The 21,644-nt window shown below is 68.9% G+C and carries 17 protein-coding genes; 6 read left to right on the forward strand and 11 right to left on the reverse strand.

Annotated elements, in window-relative coordinates:
- Nucleotides 1-75 precede the first annotated feature (75 nt).
- Both glyQ and glyS read left to right on the forward strand, forming a co-directional pair.
- Complete coding sequence (gene glyQ / locus AC1PK7_RS21170) at nt 76-984, forward strand: glycine--tRNA ligase subunit alpha (RefSeq protein WP_184448847.1); 909 nt, start codon at nt 76-78, stop codon at nt 982-984.
- A 158-nt stretch (nt 985-1,142) separates the two neighbouring features.
- Nucleotides 1,143-3,380: a glycine--tRNA ligase subunit beta gene (gene glyS, locus AC1PK7_RS21175; protein ID WP_481099417.1), complete on the forward strand. Its 2,238-nt coding sequence runs from the start codon at nt 1,143-1,145 to the stop codon at nt 3,378-3,380.
- Nucleotides 3,381-3,923: 543 nt separating this feature from the next.
- On the opposite strand, the gene rep is transcribed toward glyS, so the two are convergent.
- On the reverse strand, nt 3,924-5,900 hold the full coding sequence (gene rep / locus AC1PK7_RS21180; protein ID WP_010340793.1) for a DNA helicase Rep: 1,977 nt from the start codon (nt 5,898-5,900) through the stop codon (nt 3,924-3,926).
- 133 nt (nt 5,901-6,033) lie between these two features.
- Here rep and AC1PK7_RS21185 point away from each other — a divergent pair, with 133 nt between their 5' ends.
- Entirely contained in the window at nt 6,034-6,654 is a 621-nt protein-coding gene (locus AC1PK7_RS21185; RefSeq protein ID WP_017912189.1) for a thymidine kinase, read from the forward strand.
- Between the two features lie 166 nt (nt 6,655-6,820).
- Nucleotides 6,821-7,585 (forward strand): SEL1-like repeat protein, encoded by a 765-nt coding sequence (locus tag AC1PK7_RS21190; RefSeq protein ID WP_481099418.1) that lies wholly within the window; start codon nt 6,821-6,823, stop codon nt 7,583-7,585.
- Nucleotides 7,586-7,789: 204 nt separating this feature from the next.
- Here AC1PK7_RS21190 and AC1PK7_RS21195 read toward each other — a convergent pair whose 3' ends face one another.
- From AC1PK7_RS21195 to AC1PK7_RS21210, 4 genes are all read right to left on the reverse strand, one after another.
- Nucleotides 7,790-9,394, reverse strand: coding sequence for an OpgD/OpgG family glucan biosynthesis protein (locus tag AC1PK7_RS21195; protein ID WP_481099419.1), 1,605 nt, complete (start codon nt 9,392-9,394; stop codon nt 7,790-7,792).
- Between the two features lie 217 nt (nt 9,395-9,611).
- Nucleotides 9,612-10,424: a bifunctional DNA-formamidopyrimidine glycosylase/DNA-(apurinic or apyrimidinic site) lyase gene (gene mutM / locus AC1PK7_RS21200; protein ID WP_481099420.1), complete on the reverse strand. Its 813-nt coding sequence runs from the start codon at nt 10,422-10,424 to the stop codon at nt 9,612-9,614.
- A gap of 138 nt (nt 10,425-10,562) precedes the next feature.
- Nucleotides 10,563-10,970 carry an EF-hand domain-containing protein gene (locus tag AC1PK7_RS21205; RefSeq protein WP_481099421.1) on the reverse strand — a complete coding sequence of 136 codons (408 nt, stop codon included), beginning with the start codon at nt 10,968-10,970 and terminating at the stop codon, nt 10,563-10,565.
- Complete coding sequence (locus tag AC1PK7_RS21210) at nt 10,967-12,163, reverse strand: DesA family fatty acid desaturase (protein WP_481099422.1); 1,197 nt, start codon at nt 12,161-12,163, stop codon at nt 10,967-10,969. The genes AC1PK7_RS21205 and AC1PK7_RS21210 overlap by 4 nt, the downstream gene beginning before the upstream one ends.
- A 135-nt stretch (nt 12,164-12,298) precedes the next feature.
- Between AC1PK7_RS21210 and AC1PK7_RS21215 the strand changes: the two genes are divergently transcribed.
- Nucleotides 12,299-13,141 carry an ABC transporter ATP-binding protein gene (locus tag AC1PK7_RS21215; protein WP_481099423.1) on the forward strand — a complete coding sequence of 281 codons (843 nt, stop codon included), beginning with the start codon at nt 12,299-12,301 and terminating at the stop codon, nt 13,139-13,141.
- Nucleotides 13,142-13,283: 142 nt separating this feature from the next.
- On the opposite strand, the gene AC1PK7_RS21220 is transcribed toward AC1PK7_RS21215, so the two are convergent.
- Nucleotides 13,284-13,736 carry a winged helix-turn-helix transcriptional regulator gene (locus AC1PK7_RS21220; RefSeq protein WP_481099424.1) on the reverse strand — a complete coding sequence of 151 codons (453 nt, stop codon included), beginning with the start codon at nt 13,734-13,736 and terminating at the stop codon, nt 13,284-13,286.
- A 133-nt stretch (nt 13,737-13,869) separates the two neighbouring features.
- Here AC1PK7_RS21220 and AC1PK7_RS21225 point away from each other — a divergent pair, with 133 nt between their 5' ends.
- Nucleotides 13,870-14,775 (forward strand): NmrA family NAD(P)-binding protein, encoded by a 906-nt coding sequence (locus AC1PK7_RS21225; RefSeq protein WP_481099425.1) that lies wholly within the window; start codon nt 13,870-13,872, stop codon nt 14,773-14,775.
- A 22-nt stretch (nt 14,776-14,797) separates the two neighbouring features.
- Here AC1PK7_RS21225 and mnmE read toward each other — a convergent pair whose 3' ends face one another.
- From mnmE to rpmH, 5 genes are all read right to left on the reverse strand, one after another.
- Entirely contained in the window at nt 14,798-16,141 is a 1,344-nt protein-coding gene (mnmE, locus tag AC1PK7_RS21230) for a tRNA uridine-5-carboxymethylaminomethyl(34) synthesis GTPase MnmE (protein ID WP_481099426.1), read from the reverse strand.
- A gap of 31 nt (nt 16,142-16,172) precedes the next feature.
- Nucleotides 16,173-18,914 carry a polysaccharide deacetylase family protein gene (locus AC1PK7_RS21235; RefSeq protein ID WP_481099427.1) on the reverse strand — a complete coding sequence of 914 codons (2,742 nt, stop codon included), beginning with the start codon at nt 18,912-18,914 and terminating at the stop codon, nt 16,173-16,175.
- Between the two features lie 100 nt (nt 18,915-19,014).
- Nucleotides 19,015-20,748 (reverse strand): membrane protein insertase YidC, encoded by a 1,734-nt coding sequence (gene yidC / locus AC1PK7_RS21240; protein ID WP_481099428.1) that lies wholly within the window; start codon nt 20,746-20,748, stop codon nt 19,015-19,017.
- Between the two features lie 18 nt (nt 20,749-20,766).
- A complete protein-coding gene (rnpA, locus tag AC1PK7_RS21245) occupies nt 20,767-21,204 on the reverse strand; it encodes a ribonuclease P protein component (protein ID WP_029561743.1) in 438 nt (145 codons plus the stop codon).
- A 38-nt stretch (nt 21,205-21,242) separates the two neighbouring features.
- Nucleotides 21,243-21,383 carry a 50S ribosomal protein L34 gene (gene rpmH, locus AC1PK7_RS21250; RefSeq protein WP_003469983.1) on the reverse strand — a complete coding sequence of 47 codons (141 nt, stop codon included), beginning with the start codon at nt 21,381-21,383 and terminating at the stop codon, nt 21,243-21,245.
- Nucleotides 21,384-21,644: the final 261 nt, after the last annotated feature.

A 21,644-nucleotide genomic window follows, 5' to 3' on the forward strand; every position in this document is an offset into this window, starting at 1 on the left:
GGTCCAGGTCCGGTGCGCGGAAGTCCCCGCGAGTCGGTCGCTATACTAGCGCACCCCTCAACCGGCCCCTGCTAGATGTCCGTCACCCGGTCCGTACCGATCACGTTCCAGGGTCTGATCCAGACCCTCAACCAGTTCTGGGCGCAGCACGGCTGCGTGCTGATCCAATCGCTGGACCTGGAAGTGGGCGCCGGCACCTTCCATCCGTCCACGTTCCTGCGTGCGCTCGGACCGGAGCCGTGGAACGCCGCCTATGTGCAGCCCAGCCGGCGCCCCACCGACGGCCGCTACGGCGAGAATCCGAACCGCCTGCAGCGCTACTACCAGTACCAGGTGGCGATGAAGCCGAACCCGGACAACATCCAGCAGCTGTACCTGGACTCGCTCAAGGCGCTGGGCATCGATCCGCTGGTGCACGACCTGCGCTTCGTCGAGGACAACTGGGAATCGCCGACGCTCGGCGCCTGGGGCCTGGGCTGGGAGGTGTGGCTCAACGGCATGGAAGTCACCCAGTTCACCTACTTCCAGCAGGCCGGCGGCCTGGAGTGCAAGCCGGTGCTGGGCGAGATCACCTACGGGCTCGAGCGCCTGTGCATGTACCTGCAGAACTGCGACAACGTTTACGACCTGGTGTGGACCTACGGCCCGGACGGCACGCCGGTCACCTACGGCGACGTCTACCACCAGAACGAGGTGGAGCAGAGCGCGTACAACTTCGAGCACGCCAACGTGGCCGAACTGTTCCACCGTTTCGACGCGTGCGAGCAGGAAGCGCAGGCGCTGGTCGAGGTCGGGCTGCCGCTGCCGGCCTACGAACAGGTGACCAAGGCCAGCCACGCCTTCAACCTGCTCGACGCACGCCGCGCGATCTCGGTGACCGAACGCCAGCGCTACATCCTGCGCGTGCGCGCGCTGGCGCAGGCGGTGGCCAAGGCCTACTACGCGCAGCGCGAGAAGCTGGGCTTCCCCGGCGTCAAGAAGTGATGCAAGCCCCTCTCCCACCGGGAGAGGGGTTGGGGTGAGGGTACGCCGGCACGCACGGCTGGCTGCTCCGACCCCCCAGGCGCCCGCACCCTCATCCGCCCCTTCGGGGCACCTTCTCCCGCAGGGAGAAGGGAAAAACCGCTAGCAAGGTCTGACACATGAGCCAACACCTTCCCCTGCTGATCGAACTGGGCACCGAGGAACTGCCGGTCAAGGCATTGCCGGGCCTGGCCCAGGCGCTGTTCGACGGCGTGATCGCCGGGCTGGAGAAGCGCGGCATCGCGGTCGAGCGTGGCGACGCCAAGCCGCTGTCCACGCCGCGCCGGTTGGCGGTGCTGCTGCCGGGTGTGGCCGTCGAGCAGCCGGAGCAGCGCGCGGAAGTGCTCGGCCCCTACCTCAACATCGCGCTGGACGCGGACGGCCAGCCGACCAAGGCCCTGCAGGGTTTCGCCGCCAAGGCCGGGATCGACTGGACCGCGCTGGAGCGCACCAGCGACGCCAAGGGCGAGCGCTTCGTGCACCGCGCGGTGAACCCGGGCGCGCGCACCGCCACGCTGCTGCCGGAGATCCTGCGCGAAGCGATCGCGGCGATGCCGATCCCCAAGCCGATGCGCTGGGGCGATCACGACTACGGTTTCGCCCGGCCGGTGCAGTGGCTGGTGCTGCTGTTCGGCAGCGAAGTAGTGCCGATGCCGCTGTTCGGCGTGGAGGCGGGGCGCGACAGCCGCGGCCACCGCTTCCTGCACGATGCGCCGGTGCCGCTGGCGCAGCCGGGCGACTACGTGGCCGCGCTGCAGGCCGCGCAGGTGCTGGTGGACCCGGACGTGCGCCGTGCGCGCATCGTCGCCGAGGTCGAACAGGCCGCGCGTGAGGCCGGCGGCAGCGCGCGCATTGCCGAGGACAACCTGGAGCAGGTGGTGAACCTGGTCGAATGGCCGTCGGCGGTGCTGTGCAGGTTCGAGCCGGCGTTCCTGGCGGTGCCGCAGGAAGCGCTGATCGAGACCATGGAGAGCAACCAGAAGTTCTTCCCGGTGCTGGATGACGGCGGCAAGCTCACCGAGCACTTCATCGGCATCGCCAACATCGTTTCGCGCGACGTGGCCGAAGTAGCCAAGGGCTACGAGCGGGTGATCCGTCCGCGTTTCGCCGACGCCAAGTTCTTCTTCGACGAAGACCTCAAGCAGGGTCTGGAGGCGATGGGCGCCGGCCTGGCCAGCGTCACCTACCAGGCCAAGCTCGGCAGCATCGCCGACAAGGTGCAGCGCGTGGCCGCGCTGGCCGAGGCGATCGCCGCGCAGGTCGGCGTGGACCCGGCGCAGGCGCGCCGCGCCGCCGAACTGAGCAAGAACGACCTGCAGTCGCGCATGGTCAACGAATTCCCCGAATTGCAGGGCATCGCCGGCCGTCATTACGCCGTTGCCGCCGGCGAGCCGAGCGAGATCGCCCTGGCGATCGACGAGGCCTACCAGCCGCGCTTCGCCGGCGACGACATCGCGCTGTCGCCGCTGGGCAAGGTGCTGGCGATCGCCGAACGTCTGGACACGCTGGCCGGCGGGTTCGCCGCGGGGCTGAAGCCCACCGGCAACAAGGATCCGTTCGCGCTGCGGCGCAATGCGCTGGGGCTGGCGCGGACGGTGATTGAGAGTGGGTTTGATGTTGATCTGAAGAAGCTCCTATCGACCGCTGCGACCCAGGCGATGGAGGCAATTCGGCGTTCCGCCCTGCTGAAGAAGCTGGATGCAGCAGCAGAGGCGAAGCGCGACGGTGCTGAGACTGCACCCGGGCAACATCAGGTGGGCACGGTTTCGCTGGAGCAGGCCGAGGAGATCTTCGACTTCATCCTCGACCGCCTGCGCGGCTACTACGCGGACAAGGGCGTGCCGGCGACGCAGTTCAACGCGGTGGCCGCGCTGTTCTCGGTCGCGGCTGATCCCGAAAAGGGGACAAGAGCCGCTCCTACGACGGCGCCAGCAACCGCGGCGCTCGGCTCGCTGTACGACTTCGACCGCCGCATCGACGCGATCGGCACCTTCGCCGCGTTGCCTGAGGCCGAGGCACTGGCCGCGGCCAACAAGCGCATCCGCAACATCCTGCGCAAGGCCGAGGGCGAGATTCCGGCGCAGGTCGACGCGGGCCTGCTACGCGAGCCGGCCGAGCGCGCGCTGGCCGAAGCGGTGGAAGCGGCGATCGCCGAGACCGACGGTGCGCTGCGCCAGCACGACTACGTGACCGTGCTGAACTTCCTGGCGCGGCTGCGCCCGCAGGTGGACGCGTTCTTCGACGGCGTGATGGTCAACGCCGACGACCCGGCGCTGCGCCGCAACCGCCTGGCCCTGCTCAAGCGCCTGGGCGACCGCCTCGGCAGCGTCGCGGCAATCGAGCACCTGTCGGCCTAAGCGCCAGCAGTGTCGAACCAGAGACGGGCCGCCTGCGCGGCCCGTTCTCGTTTGCGGGTGGAGCCTCCCGCGGCGCGGCGCGGCGCCACTGGCTTCGGCACACTGCAATGCGTCGGGACTGAAGTCCCTCCCACAGGGTCTCCAGCCCACTCCCCGCAAGCTCACTGTGGGAGCGACTTCAGTCGCGACGAGCGAACGCCGGCAACCTCCAAAGCAAAACCAAAGAATCGCCTGACTAGGCCCTATCCGCGGTGCACATGCAGCCAAAAGTGAATCCCCTGCTTAAGCCCCTCTCCCCCCGGGAGAGGGGTTGGGGTGAGGGTTCGGCGCGAAGCGACTCGCGGAGTACGAGTTCACGAGGCTTCGCCCGTACCCTCATCCGCCCCTGCGGGGCACCTTCCCCCCAAAAGGGGGCCGTGGTCCCGGTGGGAGAAGGAACAACCGACTAGCCCCGGCGTACATCCGCACGTCCCCTCCCAGCCACGGCGCTCACGACGCACCCGCTATTACGAATCCCCAATCCCAACTCCCGAATCCCCGCCTTCAATCAAACAACGCCTGGATCGCCGCCAGCCCCGCATTAGCGCGCTCCTTCTTGCGCGCCGCGTCGGCCACCGGGTCGGCGCCGTCGCGCTGCATTTCCTCGGCCGGGATCTCGTCGAAGAAGCGGCTGGGCTTGAGCCGGATGTGCTCGCCGAACTTGCGGGTGAGCTTGCTGTAGCTCATCCACAGCTGCTCCTTGGCGCGGGTGATGCCCACGTACAGCAGGCGCCGCTCCTCCTGCAGGTTGCCCTCTTCCAGGCTGACCTCGTGCGGCAGCACGCCGTCCTCGCAGCCGACGATGAACACATAGCGGAACTCCAGACCCTTGGACGCGTGCATGGTCATCATCCGCACCTGGTTGCCGCCGTCGTCCTTGTCGTTGCGCGACAGCAGCGCCAGTTGCGCGGCCAGGTCGCCGACGGTGGCGCCGCGTGGGCCGCCCTCGAACCACTTGGCCAGTTCCTCCAGGTTGCCGCGGCGGCGCTGGAAACTCGCTTCGTCCTTGCACTGGCTGCGCAGTTCGCGGATCAGCCCGGATTGTTCGGCCAGCTGGCGCACCACGTCGGCCGAGGACAGCGTGGTCGAGGCCGCGCGCAGTTCGTGCAGGATGTCGACGAAGTCGCTCAGACCGTTGGCCGCGCGCGGCGGCAACTGCTGCAGCGCGCCCACCGACTCGGCCGCGCGCGACATCGGCAGGTGCTTGGCCGAGGCCAGTTCGGCCAGCTTGGCCAGCGAGGTCGCGCCGACCTCGCGCTTGGGCGCCTGCACCGCGCGCAGGAACGCCGCGTCGTCGTCGGGATTGACCAGCAGGCGCAACCAAGACAGCACGTCCTTGACCTCCTGCCGCTCCAGGAACGCGGTGCCGCCGGTGATGTGGTACGGCACGCTGGCCATCTGCAGCGCTTTTTCCAGCGGCCGCGACTGGAAGTTGCCGCGGAACAGGATGCAGAAGTCGCTCCACGGCACCTGCTTGGCGGTGCCCAGATACGCGATCTCAGCGGCGACCTTCTCCGCCTCGTGTTCGCTGTCGCGGCACTCCCAGACACGGATGCGCTCACCGTCGGCCTGGTCGCTCCACAGCGTCTTCAAGTGCTCGTGCGGGTTGTGCGCGATCAACGCGTTGGCCGCGCGCAGCACGCGGTTGGAGCAGCGGTAGTTCTGCTCCAGCTTGATGATCTGCAGGGCCGGGTAGTCGCGGCCCATCTGCATCAGGTTTTCCGGGTTGGCGCCGCGCCAGGCGTAGATGCTCTGATCGTCGTCGCCCACGCAGGTGAAGTTGCCGCGCGGGCCGGCCAGCATCTTCAGCAGGCGGTACTGCGCGTCGTTGGTGTCCTGGCTCTCGTCCACCAGCAGGTAGCCGATGCGCTCGCGCCAAGCCATCACGATGTCCTCGTTCTCCTCCAGCACCTGCACCGGCAGGCGGATCAAATCGTCGAAGTCCACCGCGTTGAAGGTGCTCAGCCGCGCCTGGTAGCGCTCGTACAGGCTGGCCGCTTCCTGCTCGCGGTTGCTGCGCGCGGCCGCCATCGCCTGCTCCGGCGACAGCCCGGCGTTCTTGGCGCGCGAGATCAGGTTCTTGGCGTCCTCGATGGCATCGGGCTTGGCGCCGGGCATCAGGTCCTTGATCTGCGCAGCGGCATCGTCGGCGTCGAAGATCGAGAAGCCGCGCTTCAGGCCCACCGCGGCGTGTTCGATCTGCAGGAACTTCAGGCCCAGGGCGTGGAAGGTGCAGATGGTCAGGCCGTCGGCCGCCTCGCTGCGGATGCGCTTGGCCACGCGTTCGCGCATTTCCTTGGCCGACTTGTTGGTGAAGGTGATCGCGGCGATGCGCTTGGCCGGGTAACGGCCGCTGGCGATCAGGTGCGCGATCTTTTCCACGATCACGCGGGTCTTGCCGCTGCCGGCGCCGGCCAGCACCAGCAACGGACCCTCGCAATGCAGGACCGCGGCGCGTTGGGGAGGATTGAGACCGTGCATGAAGACTTCCCTTGGCCGCCTATTGTACCGGGCGCCCGCCGGCGACGACGTCCCCGCCGTCCCCCCTGCGCTGAACCGGTTCGCCAAGCGCAGGCCGGCCGGGGCGCGCGGCCGCCGCGCTAGAATCGGCGGCATGGCGAAACTGTACTTCTACTATTCGGCGATGAACGCCGGCAAGACCACCACGCTGCTGCAGTCGGCGCACAACTACCGCGAGCGCGGCATGCGTACGGCGATCCTGACGCCGCGGCTGGATCACCGTGCCGGCAGCGGCGTGGTCGCCTCGCGCATCGGCCTGCGTGCCGACGGCATGCCGTTCGTCGCCGAGACCGATCTGCTGGCCACCCTCGAGGCCGACATCGCCAGCCACGGGCCGCTGCATTGCGTGCTGGTGGACGAGGCGCAGTTCCTCAGCCGCGCCCAGGTCTGGCAACTCAGCGAAGTGGTCGACCGGCTGCGCATCCCGGTGCTGTGCTATGGCCTGCGCACCGATTTCCGCGGCGAGCTGTTCGAGGGCAGCCAGTACCTGCTGGCCTGGGCCGACGAACTGCAGGAGATCAAGACCATCTGCCACACCGGCAGCAAGGCGACGATGACCGTGCGCGTCGACGAGAACGGCCACGCGGTGCAGGACGGCCCGCAGGTGGAGATCGGCGGCAACGAGCGCTACGTGTCGGTCAGCCGCCCCGAGTTCAAGAAGATCATGCGCGGCGAAGGGCGCATCGATCCGCTGCAGATCGCTTTGCCGCTGTAACCCGGATGTACCACTGACGCACCGCGCTGGTGCGTCGCGCCACGATGCGATGAACCGTGGCTGACGTGTGCCGTACACGCGTCTGTTCCTATGCCATCAGTCTATGGAGCGCACCCGGGCGGCGTGTCTAGAATCGCGCCGATCGCTCACTCATGGGATGAGGAACATGCTTTCGTTCAAAGGATTTCTTGCCGGCAGCAGCACCGCATTGGCCTGTGCACTGCTGCTCGCCCTGCCCGGCCCCGCCACTGCGGCCCCGGGCGACCACACCTTCCAGGACATCCCGGCGCAGGTGCTGACCGACGGCTTCCTCGAGGCGCACCTGGACCTGTTCTATCGCCGCGCCGGCATTCGCGCCGACAAGAAGGGCGAGTACGCCGAGGCCAGGAAGCAGTACCAGCTGGCCGCGCGCTACGCCGACAAGCCGTCGCAGGCGCGGCTGGGCGAAATGTACTGGGAGGGCCAGGGCGGCGCTGCCGACCATACGATGGGCTTCCTGTGGATGGCGCTGGCCGCCGAGCGCGGCTACGACCAGTTCGGCGCACGCAAGATGGAGTACTGGGACCAGCTGACCCCGGACGAGCGCAAGCGCGCGGTCAAGCTCGACAAGTCGATGCTCGCCGAGTACGGCGACGAGGTCGCCAAGCCGCGCCAGGAGGCGGTGCTGCGGCGCGAGGCGATGCGCAGCACCGGCGGCCTGCTCGGCCACTCCGGCGCGTCCGGTCCGCTGTCGATCAACGGCCCGCGTGGCGGCAGCATCGATCCGGAAGTGTTCTATGCCAAGCAGTTCTGGGAGCCGAGTGCGTACTGGAAGCTGCAGGACCAGGTGTGGGACGGCCGCACCCCGGGCCGGGTCGACATCGGCGATGTCGAGGACATCAGCACGGAAGGCGCGCCGCAGAAGCCGCCGCAGGAGCCGGACAAGCACTGAACGCGGAGCCATTTCCGCGTCGGCACTGAAGTCCCTCCCACAGCAACACATTGCCGGGACCGCGCATCCTTGTAGGAGCGGCTTCAGCCGCGACGCGCGATGCGCACCACGCTCGCATACCCGACTGCGTCGGGGTTGAAATACGAGCGCGATGCCCGATCCAACCCCACGCGCGATGCCGGCAGGCACCGCGCGCGGTCGCGCTCAATACAGCTTGCGCTCGGCCGCCGGCGGCGGCGTCCACTGATACAGCCAGGTTTCGGTGAGCGGGCGCTCGGCGCTGCGCAGGTACAGGCGGATATCGATTTGCTCGGTGCCGTCGTCCGGCGGCACCACGTCGAACATCGCGCGGTAACCGGAGATCTCGTGCAACGGCCGCGCCGACACGATCTCGGTGCGGCCGCGGTTGAGCTGCAACACCGCCTCGACATTGGCGTCCTTCTCCTTGCCCAGCTTGGCCAGTTCGCCACCGGCGAAATCCACCGCGAAGCGCCAGGAGAAATAGTGCCGCTTCTGCCCGACCACGCCGCCCAGGCCGGTGCGCGTGGCTACGCAATGCGCCAGCGGCGAGGACGCCGGCGCCTGCGCGCCCCAGTACAGGCGGTAGCCGAACAGCAGTTCCTGGCCCGGCTGCGGCTTGTCCTGCGGATTCCAGAACGCGACGATGTTGTCGAAGGTCTCGTCGACGGTGGGGATCTCCACCAGTTGCACCGAGCCCTTGCCCCAGCCCTGCTTCGGCTCCACCCACAGGCACGGGCGCTTCTCGTAGAAGACGCCGTCGTCCTGGTAATGGTCGAAGTTGCGGTCGCGCTGCAGCAGGCCGAAACCGCGCGGGTTCTCGTCGACGAACATGTTGAAGCGCAGATGCGGCGGATTGCACAGCGGTCGCCAGATCCACTCGCCGCCGCCGGTCCACATCGCCAGGCCGTCGGTGTCGTGGATCTCCGGGCGCCAGTCCCAATCCATGCGGCGGTCGTTCTCGCCGACCTGGTACATGCTGGTGCACGGGCCCAGGCCCAGGCGCTCGATGGTCTTGCGCGGATACAGCGCGCTGTCGATGTCCATCAGCAGCACGTCGCCGTTGGTGATCGCGAAGCGGTAGGCGCCGGCCACGCTGGGCGAATCCAGCAGCGCGTACACCACCACCGTGTCCGAGCCGTCCTTGGGTTGCTCCAGCCAGTAGGCGATGAAGTCCGGGAATTCCTCCGGCCCGCCGGTGCCGGTATCGATCGCCAGCCCGCGCGCCGACTGGCCGTACTGGCCCTCCTTGCCGACAGCACGGAAATAGCTGGCGCCGAGGAAGGCGGCGAAGTCGCGCTCGGTGTCCTGCTTGGTGTTGAGGCGGAAGCCGGCGAAGCCCAGTTCCTTGGGCAGATGCGCGCCCTTCAACCCGCTGCTGCCGTAATCGAAGGCCGCGCTGTCGTAGGCCAGTTCCTGCGCCTGCCCGTCGACCAGATCGAACATGTGCACCGGCGTCTTGAAGTACAGCCCCAGGTGGAAGAACTTGGCCTGGAACTTCGGGCCCTGCTCGGCCGCCCACAGCGCGTGGTCCTGGCGATAGCGGATCGACTGGTACTGGTCCCAGGTCAATCCTTCCACCGGCGCCGGCAGCACCCGCTTGTGGCTCTGGTACGGCGCGTTGGCCATGGCCCGTGCGTGGCCCTTGAGCCAGGCGTAGTCGAACGGCTGCGGCTTGCCCAGGCGGCGCAGGCCCACCGCGGGGGCCGCCTGGCCGAGCATCGGCATCGCCGGCAAGCCCATGGCGGCGAAGGCGGCGGCGGCGTTCTTCAGGAAATCGCGTCGTTGCATGGCCGGGATCGAAACGGAAAAGGACGCCCATCATAGACAAGCGGCGCCGCATGCGGCGGTGAGGGTGCCCGTGCGAGGGAGTCCACGGGCGCAGGCATGCCGGATCGCCGAGCGCTGACGCGTACGGCGCGTGTTTTGGCCGTCGGGAACGGGCAAGCCGGCTACGTCCGCCGAGCCCGCTGCCTCATCGACGCGCCACGGCGAGCGCCGCCATCGCTCAGCGCTGGCAGTGGCCACACCAGACGCTGGCGCGCTGGCCGATGCTGGCGTGGCGCAAGGTGCGCCCGCAGCGCTTGCAGGCCTCGCCCTCGCGTCCGTAGACCGACAGTTCCTGCTCGAAGTAACCCGGCGCCCCGTCGGGGCTGATGAAATCGCGCAACGTCGTGCCGCCGCGCTGGATCGCATAGCCCAGGATCGCCTTGGCCGCGTCGGCCAGGCGCGCATAGCGGGCGCGCGAGACCTCGCCGGCCTCGCGCAGCGGACTGATGCCGGCCTGGAACAGGCTCTCGGCCGCGTAAATGTTGCCCACCCCGACCACGATGCGCTGATCCATCAGGAAGGTCTTGACCGGCGCGGTGCGGCCGCGGCTGAGCCGGAACAGATGATCGCCGTCGAACGCATCGGACAGCGGCTCCGGCCCCAGCTCGGCGAGCAGCGGATGGGTCTCGCCCGGCGCCTGCCACAGCAGGCAACCGAACCGACGTGGATCGTTGAAGCGCAGCACGCGCCCGTCTTCCAGACTGATATCGACGTGGTCGTGCGCCCGCGGCGGCGTGTCGCCCGGCAGCACGCGCAAGCTGCCGGACATGCCCAGATGCAACAGCGCGCTGCCGACCGCGGTGTCCAGCAACAGATACTTTGCGCGCCGGCGAATGCCCTCGATGCGCTGCCCGGGCAACCGCTCGGCCACCTCGGGGGGAATCGGCCAACGCAGATCCGGCCGCCGCAGGATCACCCCATGGATGCGCCGCCCCGACAGATGCGGCTCCAGGCCGCGCCGGGTGGTTTCGACTTCGGGGAGTTCGGGCATGGGTTCGTCGAATGTTGCAGGTAGGGGGACAAGCTTAGCCGGCGCGAGGTGCGCTTCCGCTGAAGCTGGGGATTGTTGAGCAAACACCACGCGCGCTGCGCGACGGAGCGCGCTGCGCGTGTGGCGATACAGGCGTGGTCACTGCGGCGGCGCCGCCAACTCCCGCGCGCTGAGGTAGCCGTCGCCATTGGTGTCCTGCTTCCGGAAACGGGCGGTCAGGGTGGCGAGATGTTGTGCACGGGTGATCGGCGGGCCGCGGCCGCCGGGCAGTTCGGCGGGGCTGAGTACGCCGTCGTGGTCGAGGTCGCGCGCGTCGAAGGCGTAGCTCATCCAGGCCAGGTATTCGTCCAGGCTGACGCGGCCGTCGCCGTCGCGGTCCATGCGCTGCAGGTAGCTGGCGGTGCTGTCGATCGCCTGCGCGTGGGCGCTGACGATACCGCCGGCGAACAGGGCGCAGGCGATGCGCAGCGTCAGCCCGGCCAGTAACGACGAACGCCGCGCGAGGCGGCGTTCGTACGATTGGGTGCGCAGTCCGCCGCGGCTCATGCCAGGGCGTAGCCCTTCAGTCGTGCGGCGTAGGCCTGCAGCGCGGCGATGCCGCTGGCTTCGGCGTCGTGGCACCAGGCCTGCAGGTGCTTGAGACGTTCGCTGGCGTCGTGGGTGCGTGCTTCCAGCAGGGCCGCCAGGCGTGCGCGGTGCTCGACCAGCGTGCGCATGCGCGGGCGCTGCGCCACCCAACGCTGCAGCTGTTCGCGCGCGTCGGGCTTGAGCCAGCGGCCATCGTCGACCAGGCCCTTGCGCAGGCGCCGCGGCAGCAGCTTGCGCAGCTTGGCGCCGGCCTGGGCGGCTTCTTCCTTGAGCGCGGGCGTGAACACGTTGCGCTGGTAGTCGGTCATCGCCTGGAAGCGATGCGACAGCAGCGCGCGCAGGGTGTCGGCATCGGGCACGGCGATGTTCGGGCGCACATCAAGGGTCGGCGCCACGCGCAGGATCTTGGCAAGGCGCAGGGCCGCCAGCGCGCGGATCGCGATCCAGCCGATGTCCAGTTCCCAACGGCGCATCGAGAAGCGCGCCGAACTCGGGAAGGCATGGTGATTGTTGTGCAGTTCTTCGCCGCCGATCCACAGCGCCCACGGCGTCAGGTTGGTCGAGGTGTCGGCGGATTCGAAGTTGCGGTAGCCCCACCAGTGGCCCAGGCCGTTGATCACGCCGGCGGCCCAGAACGGGATCCAGGCCATCTGCAGTGCCCACAGCGCGACACCGGGCAGGCCGAACAATGCGAAGTTGACCGCGAACAACGCCACCGGCCCCAGGTTCGCGTACGGGGTGTACAGGTGCCGCTCGATCCAGTCGTCCGGCGCGCCCTTGCCGTACTGCTCGATGTCGCCGCGCTGGGTGCGCGCTTCGCGGTACAGCTCCACGCCACGCCAGAACACGCGGGCGATGCCCTTGGTCTGCGGGCTGTGCGGGTCTTCCTCGGTCTCCACCTTGGCGTGGTGCTTGCGATGGATCGCCACCCACTCCTTGGTGATCATCGAGGTGGTGAACCAGGTCCAGAAGCGGAAGAAGTGCGACAGCAGCGGATGGAAATCCACGCCGCGGTGTGCCTGGCTGCGGTGCAGGTACAACGTCACCGCAAAGATGGTGAGCTGGGTGAACAACAGCAGCACGGCCAGCATGCCCCACCAGCCGACGCCGAGCAGGCCGTTGCCGAGGAAGTCGAGGATCGCGTCGAACATTGCCAGAAGCTCCAGAGCGTAAGACGGCGTGAGGGGATGACGACATGATGGGGGTTGCGGGCGCAAACTTCACCCGGCGCTCGCGTATGGTATTCAGCCGCCAAGCGCCTTCGATCACAGAACGGTGTCGGTTCCATGTCAGTCGTTTCTTCTCAAGCAACCCCTGTGCCAGCGGCGACGCCGTTGATCGAACTCGACCGCGCCAGCGTCGTCCGCGGCCAGGTCCGCGTGCTGCACGCGTTGAGCCTGCGCATCGCGCTCGGCCAGCACACCGCCATCCTCGGCCCGAACGGCTGCGGCAAATCCTCGTTCATCAAACTCATCACCCGCGAGCTGTATCCGCTGGCGCGCGCCGGCGAGGAACCGGCGGTGCGGGTGCTTGGCCAGAGCCGCTGGCAGGTCGACCGGCTGCGCAGCCAGTTGGGCATCGTCACCGGCGATCTCAGCGTCAATCTCGCCGACATGCCCGGGCTGGATGTGGAAAGCGCGGTGCTGTCCGGGTTCTTCGCCAGCTATGTGGTGCCGCCGCACCGGGAGGTGACCGACGCGATGCGCGACCGCGCGCGCGAAGCGCTGCAGGCGGCGCACGCGTTGCCGCTGTTGCGGCGGCCCTATGCCGAACTGTCGGCCGGCGAGACCCGACGCGTGCTGATCGCCCGCGCCCTGGTCAACCGGCCGCAGGCCTTGCTGCTGGACGAACCCAGCACCGGACTGGACCTGGTCGCACGCGAGCACCTGCTGGCGACGATGCGCGATCTCGCGCGGCAAGGCATCACCCTGGTGCTGGTCACCCACCACATCGAGGAGATCGTGCCGGAGATCGCGCGGGTGATCCTGCTGTGCGAGGGCCAGGTGTACGCCGACGGCACGCGCGAGGAGCTGCTGGCCGATGCGCCGCTGTCGGCGGTGTTCGGCGGACCGGTGCGGGTACAGCGCGATGGCGACCGCTACAGCGCGCGGGTCGTTGCGGAGGGTTGATCGGCGGTCGCCGGGTTCGGTCTAAAGGTTCGCGGGCCGCGAAGTATCGCGAGTGATAAGCGAATTTCTGTAGGAGCGGCTTCAGCCGCGACGCGCGTTACAGGCACGGCCGTCGCGGCTGAAGCCGCTCCTACCGGACGCGTCAACCGTACGCGGCGCCCGCCGCCCGCGCCGGTGCATCGGCCTCGAACGCGGCGCGAGCGCCAAGAATCTGCGCGTGGTGATCGGCGGCCCAGCGCACCAGCGGCGCCAGCACCACGCTCAGCGATTGCCCCAGCGGGGTGAGCCGGTACTCCACGCCCGGCGGCACGGTCGGCAGCACCTCGCGCGCGACCAGGCCTTCGCGCTGCAGATCGCGCAGCGTCTGGGTCAGCATGCGCTGGGAGATGTCGGGCACCGCGCGGCGCAGTTCGCCGAAACGGTGCGGGCGCTCGGCAAGCAGCATCACGAACAGGGTGCTCCACTTGTCGCCGATCTGCGCCAGGACGTCGCGCACCGGGCACTGGTCGATGGCCATGCCGGCACGCTGGTAGTCCTGCAGTTGCTGGCTCATCAGCGGGTCGCAGGTGGCGGCCGGCGGTACGACGATGTCCATGGCGGTTACCTCAAGGTAAGCAGGGGCGGAAAAAGTGCCGTCTTTACAGGTCGGCCAAGGTCTCTAGGATAGACCAGGTTCCTTTTCCAGACCATGGCGTTGTGCGACGCCGCCCTTCCTCAGGAGACCTGTCATGTCCGCATCTTCCGATTCCCTGCTCGTCACCGGCGCCGGCGGCCACTTCGGCCAACGCGTACTCGCGTATCTGCTCGACACCTTGCAGGTGGCACCGTCGCGGGTGGTGGCGATGACCCGCCAGCCGGAACGCCTGGCGGCCTGGGCTGCACGAGGCGTGGACGTGAGCCACGGCGATTTCGACGACGCCGCTTCGCTCGACGCGGCGTTCCGCGGCGCCGGCCGCGTGCTGCTGATCAGCACCGACGCGCTGGACCGTCCCGGCCACCGCCTGCAGCAGCACCAGGCCGCGATCGCCGCCGCCGAGCGCGCCGGCGTCGGCCACCTGGTCTACACCTCCTGCCCGGAACCGCACGACTCGCCGCTGTTGCTGGCCACCGACCACGCCGGCACCGAGGACGCCCTGGCCGCCAGCGCCCTGCCCGCCTGGACCGTGCTGCGCAACCACTGGTACTTCGAGAACCTGTTCTCTAGCCTGCCGCCGGTGCTGGCCTCGGGCCAGTGGTACAGCGCGGCCGGCGATGGCGGCATCGCCCATATCGCCCGCGATGACCTGGCCCGCGCCGCCGCGGTCGCCCTGGCCAGCGGCGACGGCAAGCGCACGCTCACCCTCAGCGGCGCCCGCGCCTATACCACCGCCGAGATCGCCGCACTGGTCGCCCAGGTCCTGGACGTGCAGATCCAGGTGGTGCCGGTGCCGGTCGAAGGCCTGGTACAGGGCATGGTCGGCGCCGGCCTGCCCGAGCCGGTCGCGCGCGTCTATGCCTCGTTCGACACCAACACCGCCGCCGGCCGCGTCGCCACCGTCACCGGCGACTACCAGGCGTTGACCGGGCAGGCACCGTTGCCGTTCGAACAGTGGCTGCAGGACAACCGCGCGCAACTGGCGGCGCTGAAGCCGTAAGCGCGTTCGACGGCGCGACGCGCTATTTGCCGATGCAGAAGCTGGAGAAGATCCGCCCGAGCAGATCGTCGGCACTGAGTGTGCCGACGATCTCGCCGAGCGCGGCATGGGCCAACCGCAGTTCCTCGGCGGCCAGTTCCAGGCGTTCGTGCTGCAGTTCGGCGGCGGCCGCGTCGGCATGGGAGGCGGCACGCTGCAGCGCGTCGACGTGGCGGGCGCGCGCGGAGAACTCGCCGTCGCTGCCCTCGCCGGCCGCGGCGCCGGCGATCGCGCGCAGCTGCGCGTGCAACTGCTCCAGCCCGCTACCGGTAGCCGCAGAAACGTAGACGCGTTCTGCACTGGCCGCGGGCACGGCGGCGAGCAGGTCGCTCTTGTTGTGGATCCACAGCCGCTGCGGCACGTCGGCGATGGCGTCGGCGATCGCCGCCTGGCCGGCCTCGGCGTCGCGCGCGTCGAGCACGATCAGCGCCAGGTCGGCGCGCTGCAGTTCCTGGCGCGCACGGCGCATGCCCTCGCGCTCGATCGCATCGCCGCCCTCGCGCAGACCGGCGGTATCGACCAGGGTCAGTTCCACGCCGTCCAGGCGCACGGTCTCGTGCAAGGTGTCGCGGGTGGTGCCGGCGATGTCGGTGACGATGGCGCGGTCGCTGCCGGCCAGCGCATTGAGCAGCGAGCTCTTGCCGGCGTTCGGCGGGCCGACCAGCACCGCGTGCAGGCCATCGCGCAGGCGTCGGCCGCGTTCGGCGTCGGCACGCAGTTGCTCCAGAGCCGCGCGCGCCTGCGCCAGGCCGGCGCGGACCTGCGCACCGCCCAGCGTATCCAATGCCTCGTCGGCGAAATCGATCGCCGCTTCGACGTGGATACGCAGGCGGATCAGCTGTTCGGCCAGGTCGTCGACGCGCCGCGAGAACACGCCGTCCAGCGAGCGCCGTGCGGCGCGTGCCGCACGCAGGTCGCCAGCGGCGATCAGGTCGGCGATCGCTTCGGCCTGGGCCAGGTCGAGCTTGCGGTTGAGGAAGGCGCGCTCGCTGAATTCGCCCGGACGCGCCGGACGCGCGCCAAGTTCGCAGCAGCGTGCCACCAGGTGCCGCAGCAGCACCGGGCTGCCGTGCGCCTGCAGTTCCAGCACGTCCTCGCCGGTGAAGCTGCGCGGCGCCGGAAACCACAGCGCGATGCCGTCGTCTACGATCTCGCCATGCGCGTCGCGAAAACGCGCGTAGCGGGCGCTGCGCGGCACTAGTGCACGCAAGCCCAGTCCATCGGCGATGGCGGCCGCCGCCGGACCCGACACGCGCACCACGCCGACACCACCCGCGCCGGGGGCGGTGGCGATGGCGGCGATGGTGTCGGTAGCGGAAGACGGCATGGCGAAGGCAGCAGGTCGGTGATGCGGTGGACTACAGCGTCTGCAACTGGCCGCGCACGTAGGCAGCCGACGCACCGTTGGGTTGCAGCTCCAGGTAGGTCTGGAAGGCGCGCTTGGCCTTGGCCGCATCGCCGAGCTGGCGGTAGGCGTCGCCCAGATTGACGTAGGCCACCGCGCGCGAGGGATCGATCTTCAGCGTGTTCTCCAGCCAGCGCACGGCCTGCGCATATTTGCCCTGGCGATAGTAGATGAAGCCCAGGTTGTTGGCCGCCAGCGCAAAGTCCGGGCGCAGCTTCAGCGCCTCGGTGAACTGTGCCTCGGCTTCGTCGTAGCGCTTCTCCTTGTACAACTGCAGGCCGCGGTCGTTGGCGCGCTGCGCACGCTGGCGGTCGGACACCGGACCGGCCGCGGCCGGCACCGCCAGCGGCCGCTCGCCGCCCTGCAGATCCTTGACCACCACCGGCGGCTTGGCCGGAGCGGCCGGCGCGTCGGCGCTGCCGGCGCCCGCGTTCGGCGTCGCGGTCGACGCCGGCGCGGCCGCATCGACGCGGTCGTTCATCGCGATCGCCGCCGAGGACAGCTGCTGGGTGCTGGCGGTGAGGAATTCCTCGCCCTCCGGCACCTGCAGCACGAACTCGCCGCCCTGCGAACCGGGCAGGCTGCCGAACGCGGGCGTTTGCTGCGAGATGCTCGACACCGCCGGCGCCACGTAGGCGGCCAGCTCGGTGCCGGTGATCAGGCCGTCGCCGTTGAGGTCGGCCTTGCCCGACAGCGCCTGCAGCAGCACCCAGGTGAATACCGAATGGCCGTTGGGGCCGCTGTCGGCGACCTGCTGGTCGGCACCGCCGGCGGTGAGCATCTGTCGGGCGATGCGCCGCGCGTTCTCGCGCAGGTAGGCGCTGGTGCCGCCGCCGCGGGTCAGGCCCAGGCCGCTGTAGCACGCGTCCATCACGAACAGCACATGCTTGGCTTCCAGGCTTTCGGCAATGTCCTGGATCTCGGTCATCGGGATCGCGTCGGTGGCGAACTGCGCCGGGTCCGAGTCGGCCGGGATGATGTAGCCCAGGTCGCGACCGGAAGCCAGCTTGCGGGTCGCGCCGTGGCCGGCGAAGAACACGAACACGCGGTCGTTCTTGCCGACCCCGCCGTGTGCAAGCCGATCGTGGAAGGCAGCGAGGATGTTGTTGCGGGTGGCTTCCTGGTTCTTCAGTACGATCACCTGCGACGACGGGAAGCCGAAGCTGCCGGTCAGCGTCTGCGCGATCGCCTGCGCATCGTTGGCCGCGTACTGCAGCTTGGGCCAGTGCGCGTAGTCGTCGATGCCGATGACGATGGCCCACGACTTGTCGTAGCCGCTGGTCACCGCCGGCGCGGCGGCGTTGCTGGCGGCGCGCGCCACGCTGAAGTCGCGCCCGTTCCAGGCGGCGAACTGGTAACCGTCGGCGCTGAGCCGGTCCAGGATCTGCGGCAACGCCTTGACCGTGCGTTCGTGGATGTCGTGGAACAGCAGGATGCCGCGTTGTTCGCGGCCGACCTGCTCGAGCACGCGCTGCACGATCGACTCCGGCACCGGGTCGGCCCAGTCCAGCGAATCCACATTCCACATCACCGACTTCAGTCCGGCCTCGCCGAGGATCTGCATGCCCTCGGCGTTGCGCGCACCGTAGGGAAAGCGGAACAGCGGCGCACGCTTGGCGTCGACCGCGCGCAGCATGCGGTCGGTGTCCAGGATCTGGCTGCGCAGTGCGGCGCCAGTTTCCTTGGACAGTTGCGCATGGGTCAGGCTGTGGTTGCCGACGGTGTAGCCCTGCTCCATCAGGCTGCGGCTGACGCTGGCCAGCGGCGACAGGTCGACCTTGCCATCCGGCTCCAGCTTGCCCAGGTTGCGGCCGACTTCGAAGAACGTGGCCGGCACGTCGTAGCGCTTGAGGATGGCGACGATCTCGTCGGTGTACTCGCGATGCGGGCCGTCGTCGAAACTCAGCACCACGGTCTTCGGCGGCAGGTCGCGCCCGAACACCTCGCGGTCGCTGTCCTGCATCGACATCGGGTACGGGGTGATCACGCCGTAGTCGCGCAGGATCGCCTCGCGCGTGTACAGCGTGCCCAGATGGGCGACGTAGTCCTCCCACTTCTCGCGCTTCTGCACGATCGCGCGGGTGCGGTCGAAGCGGCTGAAGATCGCGGTGATCTCGCGGTTGTAGGTGCGCTCGATCTCGTCGAGCGCTTCCAGGTCCTCGCCGATGCGCTGGTGCAGCTTGATCGCCGGCAGCGAGGAATCCTTGCCGATGCGCAGCTGCCAGTCCGCGAGAATCTCGCGGAACGCCAGGCGGTCGGCGTCGTACAGGTCCGGTGCCGATTCGACGTAGTCGAGCAGGCTGCCGACCGCGGCGAAGCGTTGCGCGTCCGGCAGCGCCAGCAGCGCATCGAACTGCTTGGCCAATGCCTCGCGGCGCTCCAGGCCCTCGTGGAACAGTTGCTGGCCGACGCTGCTGGAGGTCTGCCGGTCGGCCGGCGATTGCTTGGCCTCGTCGGCCAGCAACACGATGATCTTGCGCTGCGCCGCCAGCTGCGCCTGCAGGCCCTGCAGCAGCAGCGTCGCCTGGGCCTGCAATGCGGGGGAGCCTGGAATGGCGATCGCCGGCGCCGATGTCGCGGGCTTGGACGGCGTGGCCGCGCTGTCGGCAGGCGTGCGCTGGCACGCGGCCAGGGCCAAGGCGAGCAGCCCGATCACGACAACGGACGACGACAACGGACGACGGCGCTTGCGCATGACCACGGACTCGCGAGCAAGGCGCTACGGGAAGAACGCAGCCGCCGGCGCCTTCCCCGGCCGCATGCGCAACGCCCGCCGGAGGCGGGCGTTGTCGGGTTTACTTCTTGGCCTTGGCCGGCGGCTTGCCGCTGCCGCCGCCGCCAGCGGTGGCCGCCTCGCCATGGCGCTTGAGCATCCACCACTGCTGCAGCAGGCCCAGCGAACCGTTGGTGACCCAGTACAACACCAGGCCCGACGGCACGAAGGCCATCATCACGCCGAACACCAGCGGCATGAACTGCATCATCTTGGCCTGCACCGGATCCATGCCCGGCGACGGCGTCAGCTTCTGCGTCAGCCACATCACCGCCACGTTGATCACCGGCAGGATGAAGTACGGATCGCGCGCGGTCAGGTCCTGGATCCAGGCGAACCACGGCGCCTGGCGCAGTTCCACCGACTCCACCAGCACCCAGTACAGCGCGAAGAAGATCGGCATCTGGATCAGCACCGGCAGGCAGCCGCCCATCGGGTTGATCTTCTCCTTCTTGTACAGCTCCATCATCGCGGTCTGGAACTTCTGCTTGTCGTCGCCGTAGCGCTCCTTGAGCTGCTGGATGCGCGGCTGGAACTTGCGCATCTTGGCCATGCTCTTGAACTGCGCGGCCGACAGCGGATATAGCATCAGTTTCAGCAGCACCACCAGACCGACGATCGACCAACCCCAGTTGCCGAGCAGGCTGTGCAGATGGCTGAGGATCCAGAACAGACCCTGGCCGAGCATCGCGGGCAAGGTGAAACGGCTGTAATCGACCACGCGATCCAGCCCCTTCACCTGCTCCTTGGCGATCAGATTGACCAGCTTCGGGCCCACCCACAGCCGCGCTTCGGTGCTGGCGCTGGCGCCCGGCGCCACTGTGAAACCAGGGCCGCGCGCTTCGACCACATGCCGCGGGCCGTCGTTGGACAGCACGAACAGGGAATCCTGGTCGTCCTGCGGAATCCAGCTGGTAAAGAAGTGGTGCTGCAACAGCGCGATCCAGCCCCCCTTGACCGTCTGGTTCAGCGGGCCGTCGTCCAGATAGTCCTTGAACGCGCGGCGCTGGTAGCCGTCGGCCGGGCTGAACCAGGTGGCGCCATTGAAGCTGAAGGAATCCGGGTTGGTCATGCCGCGGCTGACGATGGTCGGCACCCGGCTCAGCTTGCGGAACACGTAGCCCTGCCACGGCTTGCTGCCGTGGTTGATGACCTCGTCGTGCACCTGCACGGCGTAATGGCCGCGCTGCAGGGTGTAGACGCGGCGGATGGTCACGCCGTCCGGACCGTTCCACACGAACGGCACCTGCAGGCTGTCCTGGCCCTTGGCCAGCACGTACTCCTGGCCCGGGTGTTCGGGACGGAAGCCCGCCGGGCCCGGCGACGGCGAGTTGTGCTCGCCGACCCACCCGCTGGTGGCGGTGTACGGATGCGCCGCGTCCTCGGTCAGCAACTGCACCGGGGGGCTGCCCTGCTGCTTGGTCTGCGGGAACAGCAGCAGGTCGGCGTCGAACACGCTGCGGCCGTCCAGGGTCAGGCGCAGCACGTCGGTGGTGACGGTGACCCGCGGCGCGGCGCTGGCCGCAGTGGTCTCGGACGTGCTGCTGACGGCCGGCGTGGTACCCGGTACCGTAGCCTGCGGGATCGCCGGCGCATGCGTGGCGCCGGCATCGGCGTCCTGCGCCGGCGGCACCGTGGTCGCCGCCGCGACCGTCGCCGCATTGGCGTTCGGCGCGTGTTCCTTGTTCCACTCCATCCACAACAGGGCCGCGACCATCAGCCAGGCGAAAATCAGGAAAAGGCGGGTCTGGTTCATCGGACAGGCAAGCTCGGCTCAGCCAGAAGCGGGTTCTGACGTGGAGGTGGGGGAAGAAGGACGAAGAGGCGGCGGCATTGTGCCGTCCGCGGCCTGGGCCGGCAATGCGCCGGCGCGACGCAGCAGGCGCAGATAGGCCTGGCGCAGTTGATCGCCGCTGGCCTGGGCGGCGGCGCTGCGCGCCACCACCACGTAGTCGCCGGGCGCCAGCCACGGCAACAGCTGCCGCGTGGCCTCGCGCAGCACGCGCTTGATGCGATTGCGCACGACCGCACGCTTGTCGACCTTGCGCGACACCGCCAGGCCCAGCCGCGCCGGGTGCGGCGCACTGCGCCAGTGCAGGCTCATCAGCGGCTCGGAACAGCGGCGCGCGGCATCGAACACGACGCGGTATTCCGCAGACGTGCGAACCCGCGCAGAGCGAGGAAATCGCCTACGCGGGTCGGGATGATTCACGGTCCGGATTGCAGGCGCCGCCTGGGGCGGCGAGGCAATCAAGCGCTCAGGCGCTTGCGGCCCTTGGCGCGGCGGCGGGCCAGGATCTTGCGGCCGTCGGCGGTGGCCATACGGGCACGGAAGCCGTGGTCGCGCTTGCGCTTGAGGTTGCTGGGCTGGAAGGTGCGCTTGGTGGCCATCGGGGCGCTCTGATCTGAATGGGGCGGAAAGAACCGGAAATTCTATAGGACACCTTACGTCGCGGTCAACTCCCTGTGACGACCGGAACGGAGCACGGCCGCACCCGGCCTGTGGATGGATCTGTGAATAGCCGTGGGAAAACCATTCCCGACCCTGCGCGCCGGTGGTAGTCTGATCCATCCGCTTTCCTCTCCCACCGGCCGAATGCGCCGCGCCCGAGCGCGCCCTTCATGCCCGGTCTATCGACGAATTTAGATCTG

Source organism: Xanthomonas sp. NCPPB 3174 (assembly GCF_056725205.1).